Annotated in this window: 16 protein-coding genes; 10 read left to right on the plus strand and 6 right to left on the minus strand. The window is 63.3% G+C overall.

The annotated features are described in order from the left end of the window. Positions 1–4 precede the first annotated feature (4 nt). Genes mnmG through BSG08_RS05030 form a run of 4 tightly spaced genes read left to right on the plus strand, consistent with a single transcriptional unit; the run spans position 5 to position 4,193 of the window. A complete protein-coding gene (gene mnmG, locus BSG08_RS05015) occupies positions 5–1,867 on the plus strand; it encodes a tRNA uridine-5-carboxymethylaminomethyl(34) synthesis enzyme MnmG (RefSeq protein ID WP_093033336.1) in 1,863 nt (620 codons plus the stop codon). Then, positions 1,864–2,469, plus strand: coding sequence for a 16S rRNA (guanine(527)-N(7))-methyltransferase RsmG (gene rsmG / locus BSG08_RS05020; protein WP_093032987.1), 606 nt, complete (start codon positions 1,864–1,866; stop codon positions 2,467–2,469). Before mnmG ends, rsmG begins: the two co-directional genes overlap by 4 nt. Continuing rightward, entirely contained in the window at positions 2,462–3,271 is an 810-nt protein-coding gene (locus BSG08_RS05025) for a ParA family protein (protein ID WP_093032990.1), read from the plus strand. The genes rsmG and BSG08_RS05025 overlap by 8 nt, the downstream gene beginning before the upstream one ends. Before the next feature lie 19 nt (positions 3,272–3,290). Next, on the plus strand, positions 3,291–4,193 hold the full coding sequence (locus BSG08_RS05030; protein WP_093032993.1) for a ParB/RepB/Spo0J family partition protein: 903 nt from the start codon (positions 3,291–3,293) through the stop codon (positions 4,191–4,193). 2 nt (positions 4,194–4,195) lie between these two features. On the opposite strand, the gene hemW is transcribed toward BSG08_RS05030, so the two are convergent. The 3 genes from hemW to rph are packed head-to-tail and all read right to left on the minus strand — an operon-like array spanning position 4,196 to position 6,669. Further along, positions 4,196–5,359: a radical SAM family heme chaperone HemW gene (gene hemW, locus BSG08_RS05035; RefSeq protein ID WP_093032996.1), complete on the minus strand. Its 1,164-nt coding sequence runs from the start codon at positions 5,357–5,359 to the stop codon at positions 4,196–4,198. Then, complete coding sequence (gene rdgB, locus BSG08_RS05040; protein ID WP_093032999.1) at positions 5,352–5,960, minus strand: RdgB/HAM1 family non-canonical purine NTP pyrophosphatase; 609 nt, start codon at positions 5,958–5,960, stop codon at positions 5,352–5,354. The genes hemW and rdgB overlap by 8 nt, the downstream gene beginning before the upstream one ends. Then, positions 5,953–6,669: a ribonuclease PH gene (rph, locus tag BSG08_RS05045; RefSeq protein ID WP_093033002.1), complete on the minus strand. Its 717-nt coding sequence runs from the start codon at positions 6,667–6,669 to the stop codon at positions 5,953–5,955. Before rph ends, rdgB begins: the two co-directional genes overlap by 8 nt. 117 nt (positions 6,670–6,786) lie before the next feature. On the opposite strand from rph, the gene hrcA reads away from it, so the two are divergent. Together hrcA and BSG08_RS05055 are read left to right on the plus strand one after the other, a co-directional pair. Further along, the gene (gene hrcA, locus BSG08_RS05050; protein ID WP_093033004.1) at positions 6,787–7,851 is read left to right on the plus strand and encodes a heat-inducible transcriptional repressor HrcA; all 1,065 of its coding nucleotides are present in this window, start codon (positions 6,787–6,789) and stop codon (positions 7,849–7,851) included. Between the two features lie 9 nt (positions 7,852–7,860). After that, on the plus strand, positions 7,861–8,424 hold the full coding sequence (locus tag BSG08_RS05055; RefSeq protein ID WP_093033007.1) for a nucleotide exchange factor GrpE: 564 nt from the start codon (positions 7,861–7,863) through the stop codon (positions 8,422–8,424). Between the two features lie 29 nt (positions 8,425–8,453). On the opposite strand, the gene mutS is transcribed toward BSG08_RS05055, so the two are convergent. Then, a complete protein-coding gene (gene mutS / locus BSG08_RS05060) occupies positions 8,454–11,075 on the minus strand; it encodes a DNA mismatch repair protein MutS (protein ID WP_093033339.1) in 2,622 nt (873 codons plus the stop codon). A 207-nt stretch (positions 11,076–11,282) separates the two neighbouring features. Here mutS and BSG08_RS05065 point away from each other — a divergent pair, with 207 nt between their 5' ends. Then, positions 11,283–12,146: a ribokinase gene (locus tag BSG08_RS05065; protein ID WP_093033010.1), complete on the plus strand. Its 864-nt coding sequence runs from the start codon at positions 11,283–11,285 to the stop codon at positions 12,144–12,146. On the opposite strand, the gene msrA is transcribed toward BSG08_RS05065, so the two are convergent. Then, positions 12,137–12,805: a peptide-methionine (S)-S-oxide reductase MsrA gene (gene msrA, locus BSG08_RS05070; protein WP_093033014.1), complete on the minus strand. Its 669-nt coding sequence runs from the start codon at positions 12,803–12,805 to the stop codon at positions 12,137–12,139. The two genes, BSG08_RS05065 and msrA, sit on opposite strands and share 10 nt — an antisense overlap. A gap of 147 nt (positions 12,806–12,952) precedes the next feature. Between msrA and BSG08_RS05075 the strand changes: the two genes are divergently transcribed. Further along, on the plus strand, positions 12,953–13,861 hold the full coding sequence (locus BSG08_RS05075) for a D-amino acid aminotransferase (protein ID WP_093033017.1): 909 nt from the start codon (positions 12,953–12,955) through the stop codon (positions 13,859–13,861). Here BSG08_RS05075 and tmpT read toward each other — a convergent pair. Continuing rightward, complete coding sequence (gene tmpT / locus BSG08_RS05080; protein ID WP_093033020.1) at positions 13,843–14,496, minus strand: thiopurine S-methyltransferase; 654 nt, start codon at positions 14,494–14,496, stop codon at positions 13,843–13,845. The two genes, BSG08_RS05075 and tmpT, sit on opposite strands and share 19 nt — an antisense overlap. Positions 14,497–14,636: 140 nt before the next feature. On the opposite strand from tmpT, the gene BSG08_RS05085 reads away from it, so the two are divergent. Next, positions 14,637–15,359: a sulfotransferase-like domain-containing protein gene (locus BSG08_RS05085; protein ID WP_093033023.1), complete on the plus strand. Its 723-nt coding sequence runs from the start codon at positions 14,637–14,639 to the stop codon at positions 15,357–15,359. Positions 15,360–15,453: 94 nt separating this feature from the next. Further along, on the plus strand, positions 15,454–15,867 hold the full coding sequence (locus BSG08_RS05090; protein WP_093033342.1) for a DUF7282 domain-containing protein: 414 nt from the start codon (positions 15,454–15,456) through the stop codon (positions 15,865–15,867). Positions 15,868–15,873 lie beyond the last annotated feature (6 nt).

Genomic DNA, 15,873 nt, shown 5'->3' on the forward strand with positions numbered 1-15,873 from the left:
TCACGTGAAACATTTTGACGTGATCGTTATCGGCGGTGGGCATGCAGGCGCGGATGCCGCGCATGCCGCGGCGCGCATGGGTGCGGCAACGGCACTCGTCACCCTGTCGCGCGACGGGATCGGCGTCATGTCCTGCAATCCTGCGATCGGCGGGCTTGGCAAGGGGCACCTTGTCCGCGAAATTGATGCGCTTGACGGGGTGATGGGGCGGGTCGCCGACCGCGCCGGGATTCAATTCCGCCTGCTCAATCGCCGCAAGGGTCCGGCGGTGCAGGGTCCGCGCGCGCAGGCGGACCGCAGGATTTACCGTACGGAAATGCAGCGCGCAATCTCTGAACAGCCGAATCTGACGGTGATCGAGGGCGAGGCGGCCGATTTAATCCTTCAGAATCAGATTGTTGCGGGGGTCGTTCTTGCAGATGGCAGCCAGATTGCCGCACGGGCGGTGATTCTGACCACCGGCACATTCCTGCGCGGTGTGATCCATATCGGCGACACCTCCCGGCCTGGCGGCCGCATGGGCGAGCGCCCGTCGATCAGGCTCGCGGAACGCATCGACAGCTTTGGTCTGCCGCTAGGGCGGTTGAAAACCGGCACGCCACCACGGCTGGACGGCAAGACGATTGCATGGGACCAACTGGACAAACAGCCGGGTGATGACGACCCAGTTCTCTTTTCCTTCATGTCAAAGACGCCTTTTGCACGTCAGATTTCTTGCGGAATCACCCACACCAACGAGCGCACGCATGACATCATCCGCGAAAATCTGGCGCGCTCGGCGATGTATGGCGGCCATATCGACGGCATCGGCCCGCGATACTGTCCCTCCATCGAGGACAAGATCGTTCGCTTCGCCGACAAGACGTCACATCAGATCTTTCTCGAACCAGAGAGCCTTTCGGACAACGTGATCTATCCCAACGGCATCTCCACCTCTCTGCCGCTGGATGTACAGGAGACCTACGTTCGGTCCATTTCCGGCCTTGAGTGGGCAGAGATTCTGCAACCCGGCTATGCGATTGAATATGATTATGTCGATCCTCGGGCGCTGGATCATACTCTGGCCGTCAAAACCGTGCCGGGCCTCTATCTCGCGGGCCAGATCAACGGGACCACCGGCTATGAAGAGGCGGCGGCGCAGGGGCTGGTGGCGGGGATTAACGCCGCTTTGGCCGCACAGGGCAAGGCGCCCGCGCCCTTTAGCCGGACCGACAGCTATATCGGGGTGATGATCGACGATCTGACCACGCAGGGCGTGACGGAACCCTACCGCATGTTCACCTCCCGCGCTGAATTTCGCCTGTCTTTGCGGGCAGACAATGCGGATCAACGCCTGACAGAGCGCGGGCTGACCCTTGGCTGTGTCGGCGAGGCACGCAAACGCGCGTTTCGTGACAAGATGGAGCGACTGTCCGCCGGTCGTGCGTTGCTGGAGAATCACAGCTGCTCGCCCCGCCAGCTCTCCGAAATCGGATTAAAGGTCAGCCAGGACGGCGCGCGCCGCAGCGCCTTTCAGATTCTGGCCTTTCCGGATGTCACCTTTGACGATCTTCTGCGGCTAGAGCCGGCGCTTGGTGCCATTGATGCGGATTCCCGTGCGCAGCTTGCCAAGGACGCGCTTTACGCCAACTATATCGCAAGACAGAACCGCGATGTGGAAATGCTGCGGCGGGATGAAAAGCAGGAAATCCCCCCTGATTTCAACTACTCCGCAATCCAGGGCCTGTCGAACGAGTTGAAAGGCAAGCTGGAATTCGCCAGACCCGCAACGCTGGCGCAGGCGGCGCGGATCGACGGCATGACGCCTGCCGCCCTGACGCTCATCCTCGGCAAACTGCGGCAGGCCCCGCGGGAAAGAACCGCATGACCGGGTTGGCGGATGTTTCACGTGAAACAATCGACCGACTCAAGATATACGGGGATTTGCTGCAAAAATGGAACCCGCGCATAAATCTTGTGTCGAGGGCAACGCTTGATCACCTTTGGTCACGCCATATCGAGGATTCGGCCCAGATTTATGATCTCGCGCCGCATCCCGTCGCGCATTGGGTCGATCTTGGCTCTGGCGGCGGCTTTCCCGGTCTGGTGGTTGCCATCATGGGCGCGGCGGATCGATCCCCGTCAAGAACAACCCTGATCGAGAGCGACGCCCGGAAATCCGCCTTTTTGCGCACCGTGATTCGCGAAACCGGCGCAAATGCCACCGTTATCACGGCTCGGATCGAGGATATCCCGCCGCTGTCGGCCGATGTGATCTCGGCGCGGGCGTTGGCAGATCTCGACGCGCTTCTGACCTATACCGAGAGGCACCTTGCGTCAGGCGGCAGCGCGATCTTTCTAAAAGGCGCGACCTGGAAGAAAGAGCTGTCAGAGGTGCAAAGCAAGTGGAAATTCGATTATCGGCTTGATAAAAGCAGGACAGAAACCGGCCCCGTCATCTTGACCATCACAGGAGTTGCCCGTGCCTGATCCGATCCGCCCGCATGGCCCCAAGATCATCGCGATCGCCAATCAGAAGGGCGGCGTTGGCAAGACCACGACAACGATCAACCTCGGCGCGGCACTTGCCGAGACAGGCCTGCGGGTGCTGATCGTCGATCTTGATCCTCAGGGCAATGCCTCTACGGGTCTAGGTATTGAGGTAAATGAACGCTCCTATACTACATATGACCTTCTTGTCGATGAGATCGACTTGAACGAGGTGGTTCAGACCACCCCGCACGATAATCTGATGATCATACCCGCAACGGTTGATCTGTCCTCGGCCGATATCGAACTGATCTCGAACGAAAAGCGCAGTTTTCTGCTGCATGACGCCCTGCGGCAGCACGCCGTCGATGCCTATGCGCTCGATTTCATCCTGATCGACTGTCCGCCCTCGCTCAATCTGCTGACGGTCAACGCGATGGTGGCGGCACATTCCGTGCTGGTGCCGCTGCAAAGCGAATTCTTCGCGCTCGAAGGGCTGTCGCAACTCATGCTGACGATTCGCGAAGTCCGCCAGAGCGCCAATCCCGGCCTGCGCATCGAGGGGATCGTCCTGACCATGTTCGACGCCCGCAACAATCTCTCGGCCCAGGTCGAACTGGATGCGCGCGAAAACCTGGGGGATCTGGTGTTCAAGACGCGCATCCCCCGAAACGTCAGGTTGAGCGAGGCACCGTCCTACGCGCTGTCCGTGCTGGCCTATGATCCCGCCTCAAAAGGGGCGCAAGCCTATCGTGATCTCGCACAGGAACTCATGCGCAACAGCGCCCGCGCGGCTGCCTGAACCGGAAAGGACAAACACCATGGCCAGCAAGAAACTACAACAGCGCGGATTGGGCCGCGGTCTCTCGGCCCTCATGGCGGATGTGACAGAGGATAGCCGCGAATCAGCCACCGGCAGCCCCAGGCGCCCGGATCTGATGGTGCCCGTCGAAAAGGTCCACCCCAACCCCGAACAGCCGCGCCGCAGTTTCGATGCAGAACAGCTTCAGGATCTGGCAAATTCGATTGCCGCCAGGGGAATCATTCAGCCGCTGATCGTGCGCGCCAATCCGCGCAGGCCCGGCGAATATGAAATTGTGGCCGGCGAACGGCGCTGGCGGGCGGCGCAAATGGCGCAGCTGCACGAGGTGCCCGTGCTGGTGCGCGATTTCAATGATACCGAGGTGCTTGAGGTCGCCATTGTCGAGAATATCCAGCGCGCCGATCTCAACCCGGTCGAAGAGGCGACCGGATACAACCAGTTGATGCATAAATTCGGCCATACACAGGAAAAACTGGCCGAAGTCCTGGGCAAAAGCCGTAGCCACATTGCCAATTCCGTGCGCCTGCTCAATCTGCCAGAGGAGGTTCTGGCCTATCTGCGCGAGGGCAAGCTGTCCTCGGGACACGCCCGTGCCCTGATCACCGCAGAGGATCCTGCCGCTCTGGCGCGACGGGTGATCCAGAAAAGCCTTTCGGTGCGCGACACGGAAAAGCTGGCCAAGACCGGAATTCGTCCCGATGTCGCCACAGTGGCCCAGCCCAAACGCCCGGCCCCGGATGACAAGGATGCCGACACAAGGGCGCTCGAGGATGATCTGTCCGCCAACCTGACGATGAAGGTCAGAATCGATCACCGGCCCGGTCAGGAACATGGTCAGATGACCATCCAGTATACGTCACTTGAGCAACTGGATCGCCTCGTCGGAATGCTCAGCGCCTGACATCACGGCAGATCCGGCAAAAGCTCCCGGATCACGGCGTTGAGCACTGCGCGCCCGTCTCGGGTGGCGCGCAGCTGGCCGTTTTCCTGCTCTGCCATGCCGATTTCCACCAGATGCGCGATCTTGTCCCGGTTGGGCGGATGACCGGCCAACCGCTCAAATCGCGCCAGGTCGACCCCTTCGGAAATCCGCAGGCCCATCAACAGGTATTCGACCGCCTGATCCCGCCCCGATAGCAGAACCGCGCGCTTCTCGGCACCGGAACCGGCCACGCCCGTCAGCCAGCGCTCGGGATTGGCGAATGCCTCGGTCGCCCGCCGTTGCCCATCGACGGTAATCCGGCCGTGCGCGCCGGGACCGATCCCCACATAGTCGCCATATCGCCAATAGATCAGGTTATGCCGCGATTCCGCGCCAGATCTTGCGTGATTGGACACTTCATAGGCCGGCATCCCCGCCTCACCGCAAATCTCCTGCGTGGCCTGATACATGTCCACCGCCAGATCGTCGGTCGGCAATCCCTTCAGCTTGCCAGCGGCATAGCGATCGCCAAACGCCGTGCCCTCCTCGATCGTCAGCTGATAGAGCGACAGGTGATCCACCGCCATTTCCAGCGCGCGGCGCAGTTCCTCGCGCCAATCCGCCAGCGTCTGATCCTGCCGCGCATAAATCAGGTCAAAGTTCACGCGCTCAAAGTTTTTTCTAGCAATATCAAATGCTTGTCTTGCCTCTGCTACAGTATGCAACCGCCCCAGCCGCTGCAGATCGCGGTCATTCATGGCCTGCATCCCCATCGAGATGCGCGACACGCCGCCCTCGGCATATGCCTTGAACCGCCCCGCCTCGACCGATCCTGGATTGGCCTCCAGCGTGACCTCCAGATCGTTCGCGGTCGGCCAGGATCGCTTCACGCGCTCCAGTATGGCGGCCACAACGTCCGGGTTCATCAGGCTTGGCGTGCCGCCGCCAAAGAAAACGGTGTTCAGCACCCGCCCCGGCACAATGGCCGCATAGCGGTCGATCTCGGTCAGATAGGCGTTCAGCCAGCGGGTTTGGTCGATCTCGCGCGCCACATGGCTGTTGAAATCGCAATAGGGACATTTGGCCTGACAGAACGGCCAGTGGATATAGAGGCCAAAGCCCCCCGCCTGCCAATCCTCAGCCAAAACAGCCCTTTACCAGCTTGTGAAATGCATCCGCGCGATGGCTGATGCGGTTCTTTGCCCAGCGATCGATTTCGCCAAAGGTGACGTCATGGCCCAGCGGCTGAAAGATCGGATCATACCCGTGGCCTTGCGTTCCGCGCATCGGCCAGACGATCCAGCCCTCCGCCGTGCCCTCGAAAACCTCGTCATGCCCGTCGGGCCATGCGAGCACCAACGTGCAACAGAATCGCGCTGTCCAGGGCTGCGGTTGCTTGCTCGCCACCAGCATGTCATACGCCCGCGTCATCGCCATGACGAAATCACGACCAGTCTCTGTTATGGCCCAATCGGCGGTGTGAACCCCCGGCGCACCGCCCAGCGCATCAATCACGATACCCGAATCATCCGACAGCGCCGGTAGCCCGGTCGCCTGCGCCGCTGCATGCGCCTTGATCCGCGCATTGCCCACAAATGTCGTTTCGGTTTCCTCGGGCTCCGACAGCCCACGCTCCGCCGCGCCGATCACCTGCACGCCGTAAGGCGCCAGCAATGTCCCGATCTCTTCCAGCTTGCCCGCGTTATGCGTCGCGACCAGAAGCGTATCGTCGGTAAACTTACGCACCTGTGGCCTCAAGCTGTCTGGCAACCAGCAGATCCACACCCTGCTCCGCCAGATCGAGCAGCGTGTTCATCTGGTCCCGGCTATAGGTCGCGCCCTCGGCGCTCATCTGCACCTCGATCAGCCGCTTGCTGCCGGTCATGATGAAATTCCCGTCCACGCCCGCCTCGCTGTCCTCGGGATAATCGAGATCGAGCACGGGCTGACCCGCATAGATCCCGCAGGACACCGCCGCGACGGGATCGACCAGCGGATCGCTGATCAGATCGCCCGCCTTCATCAATTTCTGCACCGCCAGCTTCAGCGCCACCCAGCCGCCGGTGATCGCGGCACAGCGTGTCCCGCCATCGGCCTGGATCACATCGCAATCGACGGTGATCTGCCGCTCGCCCAGCGCCACGCGATCAACGCCCGCCCGCAGGCTGCGCCCGATCAGCCGCTGGATTTCCACCGTGCGGCCGCCCTGTTTGCCGGTCGTGGCCTCGCGCCGCATGCGGCTGTTGGTCGACCGTGGCAGCATCCCGTATTCGGCGGTGACCCAGCCCAGGCCCGAACCCTTGACAAAGGGCGGCACGCGCTCTTCGATCGTCGCGGTGCAGAGCACATGGGTATCCCCGATTCTGATCAGACAGGATCCTTCGGCATGTTTCAGAACGCCGGTTTCGATTGAAACCGCCCGCATTTCGCTTAAATCTCTTCCCGAAGGCCGCATCGCATGTCCCTTTCGTTGCTGGCTTCGGGATATATGCGAGCGGTCAGCATTGGCAACCCCGATTGACCTTTGCCGCAGGCCCTCTTTAATGGCATGTCAGACAGGAGAGCCCTCCGGATGAACGACGCCGCCAAACTTCTGGACCAACTCAACGACCGCTCGCGCGAGGTGTTCCGCCGCGTGGTCGAAAGTTATCTGGCCAATGGCGATCCGGTGGGATCACGCACCCTGACCCGCGATTTCAGCGAAAAGGTCAGCGCCGCCACGATCCGCAACGTGATGCAGGATCTCGAATACATGGGCCTTCTGGGCAGTCCCCATATCAGCGCGGGCCGCGTCCCGACGCAGGAAGGGTTGCGCATGTTTGTGGACGGCCTGCTCGAGGTTGGCGATCTCGAGGCGACCGACCGTCTGGCCATCGACGCCACGCTGGCCAGCAATTCGCAGGATGTGGCTGGTGCGCTCGACCGCATCGGCGCCGCGCTTTCGGGCGTCACGCGCGGCGCGTCCCTAGTTCTGGCCCCGAAACACGAGGCCCCGATCCGGCATATCGAATTCGTCAGCCTTGGCCATGACCGCGCGCTCGTGGTTCTGGTGTTTTCCGACGGCCATGTCGAGAACCGCATCTTCACCCCGCCGCCCGGCCATACGCCGAGTTCGATGCGCGAGGCGGCGAATTTCCTCAATTCCCTCGTCGAGGGCAAAACGCTCTCTGACGTGCAGCGCGTGATCGTCCGGGAAATCGCCGAGCGGCGTCAGCAGATCGACAAGCTGGCCCGCGACATGGTCGAAAGCGGCCTTGCCGTCTGGTCCGGCGAGGGCGACACGACCGAGCGGCTGATCGTCCGCGGGCGGGCGAATCTGCTCGATTCCCACGCCGAGGAAGAGGATCTGGAACGGATCCGCATCCTGTTTGACGACCTCGAACGCAAGCGGGATATCGCCGAATTCCTCGAACTGGCCGAAGAAGGCGAGGGCGTGCGCATTTTTATCGGCTCCGAGAACAAACTTTTCTCACTTTCGGGTTCCTCTTTGGTGGTCTCTCCATATATGAACGCTGACCGTAAGATCATTGGCGCGGTCGGTGTCATCGGCCCGACGCGCCTCAATTATGGGCGGATCGTGCCGATTGTGAACTATACGGCGCAATTGGTGGGCAAACTGATCTCCGACCGGAGTTAGAGGTAAAGAATGGCAGAGCCGAGAGACGACGACTTTCTTGACGATATCGAAGAGGCGACCGCGGAAGAGCAGGAACAGGCAATGGCCGAAATCACCGACGAGGCCGCAGAGATCGACGCGCTGCGCGCCGAGCGGGATGCGTTCCAGGACAAGTTCATGCGCGCGCTGGCCGACGCGGAAAATGCCCGCAAGCGGGCGCAAAAGGATCGCGCCGAGGCCGAGAACTACGGCGGCTCGAAACTGGCGCGCGATATGCTGCCGGTGCATGACAATCTCAAACGCGCGCTCGACACCGTGACCGACGAACAGCGCGCCGGCGCGCCGGCGCTGTTCGAGGGCATCGAACTGACCCTGCGCGAATTGCTCAACGTGTTCTCCAAGCACGGGATCACCGTGATTGACCCGCAGGTCGGCGACCGCTTCGATCCGCAACTGCACGAGGCGATGTTCGAGGCACCGCTGCCGGGCACCAACGCGGGCGAGATCATTCAGGTCTCGACCCAGGGTTTCATCCTGCATGACCGCATATTGCGCCCGGCGCAGGTGGGCGTATCCTCGAACAGGAACGGCTGAGGGTGGGGCGGGGTTTCACCCCGCCGCCCCTACGACCCGGCCTTGTCGGCCAGATCCTTCAGCTCATAGAGCAGATCCAGCGCCTCGCGCGGGCTGAGCGTATCGGGTAGAATCTCGCCCAGCCGCGCCTCGACCGCCGAATCGCGTCGGGGCATCGGTGCGGGGGGCGGCGTCGCGGCGAATAGCGGAAGATCGTCGATCAATCCCCGTTGCGCGCCGCGCCCCTCACGCTCGCCCTTTTCCAGCGCATCCAGCACCACGCGCGCCCGCGCCACGACCGCTTCGGGCAGACCGGCCAGCCTGGCCACCTGCACGCCGTAACTGCGATCCGCAGCCCCCCGGCGCACCTCATGCATGAAAATCACCTCGCCGCCGTGTTCCTTGACGGTGACGGTGGCGTTCTCCACGCGCTCCAGCTTGTCGCTCAGGTTGGTCAGCTCATGGTAATGCGTGGCAAAAAGCGCCCGACAGCCGTTCACATCGTGCAGATGCTCCAGCGTGGCCCATGCGATCGACAGCCCGTCATAGGTGGCCGTGCCGCGCCCGATCTCGTCCAGGATCACCAGCGCATGATCGTCCGCCTGATTGAGGATCGCCGCCGTTTCGACCATTTCCACCATGAAGGTCGAGCGCCCCCGCGCCAGATCGTCAGAGGCCCCGACCCGGCTGAAAAGCTGACTCACCATGCCGATATGCGCGGAGGTTGCAGGCACATAGCTGCCCATCTGCGCAAGCAGCGCAATCAGGGCGTTCTGCCGCAGAAAGGTCGATTTCCCCGCCATGTTCGGGCCGGTCAGCAGCCAGATATCGCTGTCGCCGCCCAGATCGCAATCATTGGCGATGAACGGCACACCGCCCTGCGCCCGCAGCGCGCGCTCGACCACCGGATGCCTGCCACCCTCTATCTTCAGGGTGCGGCTCTGATCGACGCGCGGTCTGCACCAGTTTTCCGAACGCGCCAGATCGGCCAGCGCCATGGCAATATCCAGCTCCGCCAGCCCGCGCGCGGCCTGTGCGATTCCGGCGGATCGGTCCAGAATGGCGGATTTCAGGCTGTCATAGAGACGCTTTTCGATCTCCAGCGCCCGCCCGCCCGCATTCAGGATCCTTGTCTCCATCTCGCTCAGCGGCACGGTGGTAAAGCGCAGTTGGTTGGCCGTGGTCTGCCGATGCTTGAACGTCTCACTTAGCGGCGGCGCGAGCATCCGCTCGGCATGGGTCGAGGTTACCTCGATGAAATAGCCCAGCACGTTGTTGTGCTTGATCTTCAGCGACGGGATGCCGGTCTGCTTGACATAATCGCCCTGCATCGCGGCGATCACCCCGCGCCCCTCGTCGCGCAACTGCCGCGCTTCGTCGAGATCCGGGTCAAATCCCGGCGCGATGAATCCACCATCGCGCGCCAGCAACGGCGGTTCCGCCATCAGCGCCTGATCCAGCAGGTCCAGCAGGGCGTCATGGCCGGTCAATCCGGCGACCGCCTCACTCAACAGCGGCGGCAGATCACTGTCACCCAGCCTTGCCGCGACCTCTGTCGCCTGCGACAGCCCGTTGCGCACCGCAGCCAGGTCGCGCGGCCCGCCCCGGTCAAGACCCAGCCGTGACAGCGCCCTGTCCAGATCCGGCACCTTGCGCAGCATCTCACGCAGATCGGCGCAGAGGCGGACGTGCTCAACGCCAAACCCGACCGCCGCCAGCCGCCCCTGCACCACGTCGAGCACGCGGCTCGGACTCGACAGCCGCCGCTCCAACAGCCTCCCGCCCCCCGCCGTCACCGTCCGGTCAATCGTGGCCAGGAGCGATCCGGCACGCCGCCCGTCCAGCGCATGCGTCAGCTCCAGATTGCGCCGTGTTGCGGCGTCGATCTGCATCAGGCGCGCCTGATTTTCGCGAATCGGAGGCCGCAAGAGCGGCAACTTGCCCTTTTGTGTGACCTCCAGCCACTCGACGACCGCCCCCATGGCGGCAATCTCGGGGTGGGTGAACTCGCCATAGGCATCCAGCGCATCGACACCAAAAAGCGCGCAAAGCCGCCTCTCACCCCCCGTGCTGTCAAACGCCGCCCGCCCCAGCGCGGTGAGCGACGCACCCGACTCAGAGACGATTTCAGCCAGATCGCCCTCTTCCCCTTCGGCGATGATCACCTCGCGCGGCCCCAGCCGCGCCAGCTCCGGCCCCAGCCGCGCCGGACCAAGCGGCATCACATGAAACGCCCCCGTCGAGATATCGACCCAGGCCAGCGCCCCCTCGCCCCGCACCATGGCGAAACCGGCAAGGTAATTGTGCCGCCGCGCCTCCAGCAGGCTTTCCTCGGTCAGCGTCCCTGGCGTGACCAGCCGCACCACCTCGCGCCGCACGACGGATTTCGCCCCCCGCTTGCGCGCTTCTGTCGGATCCTCCATCTGTTCGCAGACCGCCACGCGAAATCCCTTGCGGATCAGCGTCAGCAGATAGCCCTCGGCCGAATGCACCGGCACGCCGCACATGGCGATATCCTCGCCCAGATGCTTGCCGCGTTTCGTAAGCGCGATGTCCAGCGCCTCGGCGGCGACGGCGGCATCGTCAAAGAACAGCTCGTAGAAATCGCCCATCCGGTAGAACAACAGCGCATTCGGATACTGCGCCTTGATTTCAAGATACTGCGCCATCATCGGCGTGACGGTTGATGCCGCGTTGTTCACCCTGCCCCCCTTGCTGCTGGGCGTGACCTTACAAATCTGCGCCGCGCTGCGAAAGTCCAAACCGCGCCGCGCAGGCATGTCGCGATCAATCAGGAACCGGTCTATAGTTTCCCCGGCGCGTCCGGGGCCGGCCGCAGGATTCGGGTATTTGGACCAAGAAGAAACCGGGGGCGCGTGATGATCTACAACCTTGGCTCGATCAACGCCGATCACATCTACCGGCTGCCGCATCTGCCCCGGCCCGGCGAAACACTGGCGGCGGACAGTTACGCGCGGATGCTGGGCGGCAAGGGCGCCAATCAATCGGTTGCGGTGGCGCGGGCCGGGGCAGGCGTCCGCCATATCGGGGCGGTCGGCCCGGATGGCGACTGGCTAATCGCGGCGTTGGCCGGGCATGGCGTGGATGTGAGCGATGTCGCGCGCAGCGCGGCACCCTCGGGACATGCCGTGATTCATGTGGACGCGGCGGGCGAGAATGCCATCGTGATCTGGCCCGGCGCCAACCGGGCGCTGCGCCCCGCCGATGTCGCGGCGGCGCTGGACGGGGCCGGACCGGGCGACTGGCTGCTCCTGCAGAACGAGACCAGCCTTCAGGTCGAGACCGCGCAACTGGCCCATGACAGGGGCATGCGGATCGCCTGTTCCGCTGCCCCCTTTGGCCCGGATGCGGTCAGGGCTGTTCTGCCATATGTGACGCTGCTGATCCTGAACGCGGTCGAAGCGGATCAACTGCGCGCGGCGCTGGGCCGGGTTGAGGTGCCGCAACTCCTGATCACGCGCGGTGCGCAGGGGGCGGAATGGCGCGACCTGACGCACGACGATTGCGTCACTGTTCCGGCCTTTTCCGTCGATGTGGTCGATACCACCGGTGCCGGGGATACCTTTGCCGGCTATGCCGTCGCGGGTCTCTCGCAGGGGATGAACCCGGCGGCCGCCCTGACCCGCGCCGCCGCCGCCGCCGCGCTTCAGGTCACTCGCCCCGGCACGGCAGAGGCGATCCCGGATCTGTCCGATGTTCTGGCCTTCATGGCTCAGAAGTGACCGGCAAAGGGCGCATCCACCCCCCAGAGCGCGCGCACCCGCGCGTCGCGGCCACAGGCCTCGCGATACAGCTTGTAGGCCGTGGCCTTGGTTCGGGGGCCGAACCGGGTGAGCACGATATCGCTGCTCTTGTAGTAATCCTGATGCCCGGCGTCGGCGAGGTAAAAGGACTCAAGCGACAGGATCGGGGTCACGATATCCTGCCCCAGATCGGCTGCGGCGGCGGATATGACTACCTCGGCGAGCTGTTCTTCCTCTGCATCGGATACGAAAATCGCAGTGCGATAGCTGTCGCCGCGGTCACAGAACTGCCCCTCCGCATCGGTCGGATCGACCGACCGCAGGAACAGCGCCAGGAGTGTCTCGCGCGAGACGGTCGCCGGATCAAAGGTGATGCGTACCGCCTCGTAGTGTCCGGTGCCTCCGCGCGTGACCTGTTTGTAAGTGGGGTTTTCCACCGTGCCGCCGGTAAATCCCGATTCTGCCTCGATCACGCCCGACACGCGCTCGAAATCCGACTCGACGCACCAGAAACAGCCGCCCGCCACGACAAGAGTTTCCGGTTCTGCCGCCTCGGCATGCCTGGCATGAACGCAGAGCCCGACAACGATCAGCATCGCCAGGGTCGCCGCCTTGATTTCCCGTATGTATCCGATCATGGCCCGTCCTCCTGATTGCGGCCATCCTGCCGCAAGGCGATCCTCGCACCAACAGACGACAGCGTGATGTCACGCGGTGTTGAGCAATGTTTCGCCCTTGGCACCCGGTTTCGGCGGGACTACGCTCAGCAGAAACGGAGAGAGCGGATGACCGATCAGCAAACCACGCATCAGGCACAGGACGACGCCCGCAACGATTCCATCCTGATCTGGCTCAATGGCCGGGTCGTGCCCCGGCACGAGGCGCTGGTCAGCGTCTATGACAGCGGTTTCATGCTGGGCGACGGCGTATGGGAGGGGCTGCGCCTCTATAACGGCAAATGGGCCTTTGCGGAGGAACATCTGGACCGCCTGTTCGAGGCGGCAAAGGCGATTGATCTCGACATCGGAATGACCCGGCAACAGGTGTTTGAGGCCATAACAGAGACGCAACAGGCCAATGCCATGCAGACCGACGCCCATGCGCGGCTGATGGTGACGCGCGGCGTGAAAACCCGGCCGTTCCAGCATCCCGCGCTCAGCCGGCAGGGCCCGACCATCGCGATCATCATGGAACATTCGCGCCCCCGCATCGCCCGCCCGATCCGTCTGGCGACCGTGCCGCACATGCGCGGCCTGCCGATGACCCAGGATCCCAAGCTCAACTCACATTCCAAGCTGAACTGCATCCTCGCCTGCATCGCGGCGGAAAAGGCGGGTGCTGACGAGGCGCTTATGCTCGACGTACATGGTTTCGTGAACACTACCAACGCCTGCAATTTCTTTATCGTCCGCAAGGGCGAGGTCTGGACCTCTACGGGCGACTACTGCATGAACGGCATCACCCGCGCCAAAGTGATCGCGCTCTGCCGGGAAAACGGTATTCCCGTGTTCGAACGGAACTTTTCGCTGGTCGAAACCTACAGCGCCGACGAGGCGTTCCTGACCGGCACCTTCGGCGCGCAGACGCCGGTGGGCGAGATTGACGGGCGGGTCATCGGCGATGGCCGGACCGGGCCGATGACCCAGCGAATCCAGGGCCTCTACAAGGCGCTGATTCAGCGCGAAACCGCCTGACGCGGCAGCAGCAACAGCGCCTTTTCCCGCGCCGGGCAGATCCCCTTGAGCCCCCCCGGCACATCCGCCTCGGCCAGCAGCCCGATGTCGTATCGTGCGCTGTGGCAGGCCGCGACATCCTCATCGCTCAGGGAAAAAGGCGGACCGTCCATCACCGACTGATCGTATTCGAACGTCACCAGAAGCTGCGGCGCCAGGCCCGTGATCGCGGCCAGATGATCCGCATAGCGCCCGCGCATCTTCTGCGGCAGCGCCACCAGTGCCGCGCGATCATAAACTGCATCGACGGGCCCGAGGGTCTGCGCGGACAGTGCGAACATGTCACCGGCAAAGATATCCACCCCCGTCGCCGCATAATGCCGGAGCAGGCCCGCCTCCGTCACCTCTGGCACGATGTCCATTTCGTCGAACAGCTGCTGCACCGCGATCTCGCTCAGCTCCGCCCCGGCCACGCGATAGCCCTGCGACAAGAGCCAGGCGATATCGCGCGTCTTGCCGCAGAGCGGCAGGAAAATCCGCGCGCCGGGCGGGATCGGCAGCGCCCCGACATGCGTGGCCAGCATCCGGTTCACCCGACCCTCGTGAAACCCGATCTGCGCCTTTTCCCAACGCCTGTGCCAGAAATCAGCCTCCATGTCCCGCCTCTTCTGTTGCATCCGTGATTCGACGATCCTAGACATCCTTAACACGACCGCAGCGACAGCAACGGGGCGCCGCATGAAACATCTTCACAATCCGGAAAGCGCTGTCCTTGACGTGTCGGGGCGGGCCTGACATGCGCATCGCCATGTGGTCCGGCCCCCGCAATCTCTCGACCGCGATGATGTACAGCTTTGCCGCCCGTGGCGACTGTGCCGTGGTGGACGAACCTTTCTATGCCGCCTATCTGGCAAGAACCGGGCTGGATCATCCGATGCGGCAGGACATACTCACCGCACAGCCGACCGACCCGGCAGAGGTGGTGGCGCAGCTTTCAGGCCCTGTTCCGGCGCAAAAGCCGCATTTCTACCAGAAACACATGGCGCAGCACATGATCCCCGGCATCCCGCGCGACTGGGTGCATGAGATGGTCAATGTCTTTCTCATCCGCCACCCCGCCCGTGTCGCGGCCAGTTTTTCCGCGAAATACGATAACCCGACGCTCGCCGATATCGGCTTTGTCCAGCAGGTCGAGCTTTACGATCAACTGGCGCAGGCCGGGGCGCATCCGGTGGTCATCGACTCGGGCGATATCCGCCGCGACCCGGCGGGAATGCTGAAACGGCTTTGTGTCGCGATCGGTCTCGACTGGACAGAGAGAATGCTGCACTGGCCGCGCGGCGGACATCCCGACGACGGCGTCTGGGCCGCGCACTGGTATGGAGCGGTGCACGACAGCACCGGCTTTGCCCTCGCCGAGGGGCCGCTGCCCGCCCTCGACGGGGCGCGCGCGGCGCTGGCCGAGGCGGCAATGCCTGCCTATGAGCGTCTGCGGCGCTTCAGGATTCCGCTCGCGTAAAATTTCTCCGACAGCCTGAAACCTTTTGCTGCCGCAAGACGTGACTATCGCGCAGGCCGGTCAATATCGGTCATCACAGCAACAGGAGTTCATCATGAAGATCCCCCTTCTTGCAGCGGCGCTCGCGTTGGGCGCATCCGGTGTATTCGCCGACAGTCATGACATGGCCCCGATGGTCACCGCCACGGATCAGAGCGTAGCGGGCGGCACCGTCACCGCTGACACGGTCGTTGCCGCCGAGAACGGCTGGCTGGTCGTGCATCGCACGGACGCCGAGATGAAGCCGGGGCCAGTGGTCGGCTACGCGCCGCTTCGCAAGGGCGAGACATCGGATGTCGCGGCAATCCTTCAGGAAGAAGTGAGGCCCGGCGAGATGCTGATGCTGATGGTGCATGCCGAACAGGGCGGCAGCGCAACCGGAGTTTTCGAATATACCCTTGGCGCAAAAGAGGACGGGCCGATCCGGGTCGATGGCAACCTTGTCATGCAGGTCGTCACGGCGCAGTAACGCGCA

This window comes from Roseovarius azorensis, from assembly GCF_900109455.1.
Lineage (GTDB): Bacteria > Pseudomonadota > Alphaproteobacteria > Rhodobacterales > Rhodobacteraceae > Roseovarius > Roseovarius azorensis.

Coding starts and splice junctions, on each gene's coding strand:
- hrcA (WP_093033004.1), top strand. CDS start 6,787: ATGAACGACGCCGCCAAACTTCTGGACCAACTCAACGACCGCTCGCGC.
- msrA (WP_093033014.1), bottom strand. CDS start 12,805: ATGATCGGATACATACGGGAAATCAAGGCGGCGACCCTGGCGATGCTG.
- tmpT (WP_093033020.1), bottom strand. CDS start 14,496: ATGGAGGCTGATTTCTGGCACAGGCGTTGGGAAAAGGCGCAGATCGGG.
- BSG08_RS05090 (WP_093033342.1), top strand. CDS start 15,454: ATGAAGATCCCCCTTCTTGCAGCGGCGCTCGCGTTGGGCGCATCCGGT.
- BSG08_RS05030 (WP_093032993.1), top strand. CDS start 3,291: ATGGCCAGCAAGAAACTACAACAGCGCGGATTGGGCCGCGGTCTCTCG.
- BSG08_RS05055 (WP_093033007.1), top strand. CDS start 7,861: ATGGCAGAGCCGAGAGACGACGACTTTCTTGACGATATCGAAGAGGCG.
- BSG08_RS05075 (WP_093033017.1), top strand. CDS start 12,953: ATGACCGATCAGCAAACCACGCATCAGGCACAGGACGACGCCCGCAAC.
- rph (WP_093033002.1), bottom strand. CDS start 6,669: ATGCGGCCTTCGGGAAGAGATTTAAGCGAAATGCGGGCGGTTTCAATC.
- mutS (WP_093033339.1), bottom strand. CDS start 11,075: ATGATGGCGCAGTATCTTGAAATCAAGGCGCAGTATCCGAATGCGCTG.
- rsmG (WP_093032987.1), top strand. CDS start 1,864: ATGACCGGGTTGGCGGATGTTTCACGTGAAACAATCGACCGACTCAAG.
- BSG08_RS05065 (WP_093033010.1), top strand. CDS start 11,283: ATGATCTACAACCTTGGCTCGATCAACGCCGATCACATCTACCGGCTG.
- BSG08_RS05085 (WP_093033023.1), top strand. CDS start 14,637: ATGCGCATCGCCATGTGGTCCGGCCCCCGCAATCTCTCGACCGCGATG.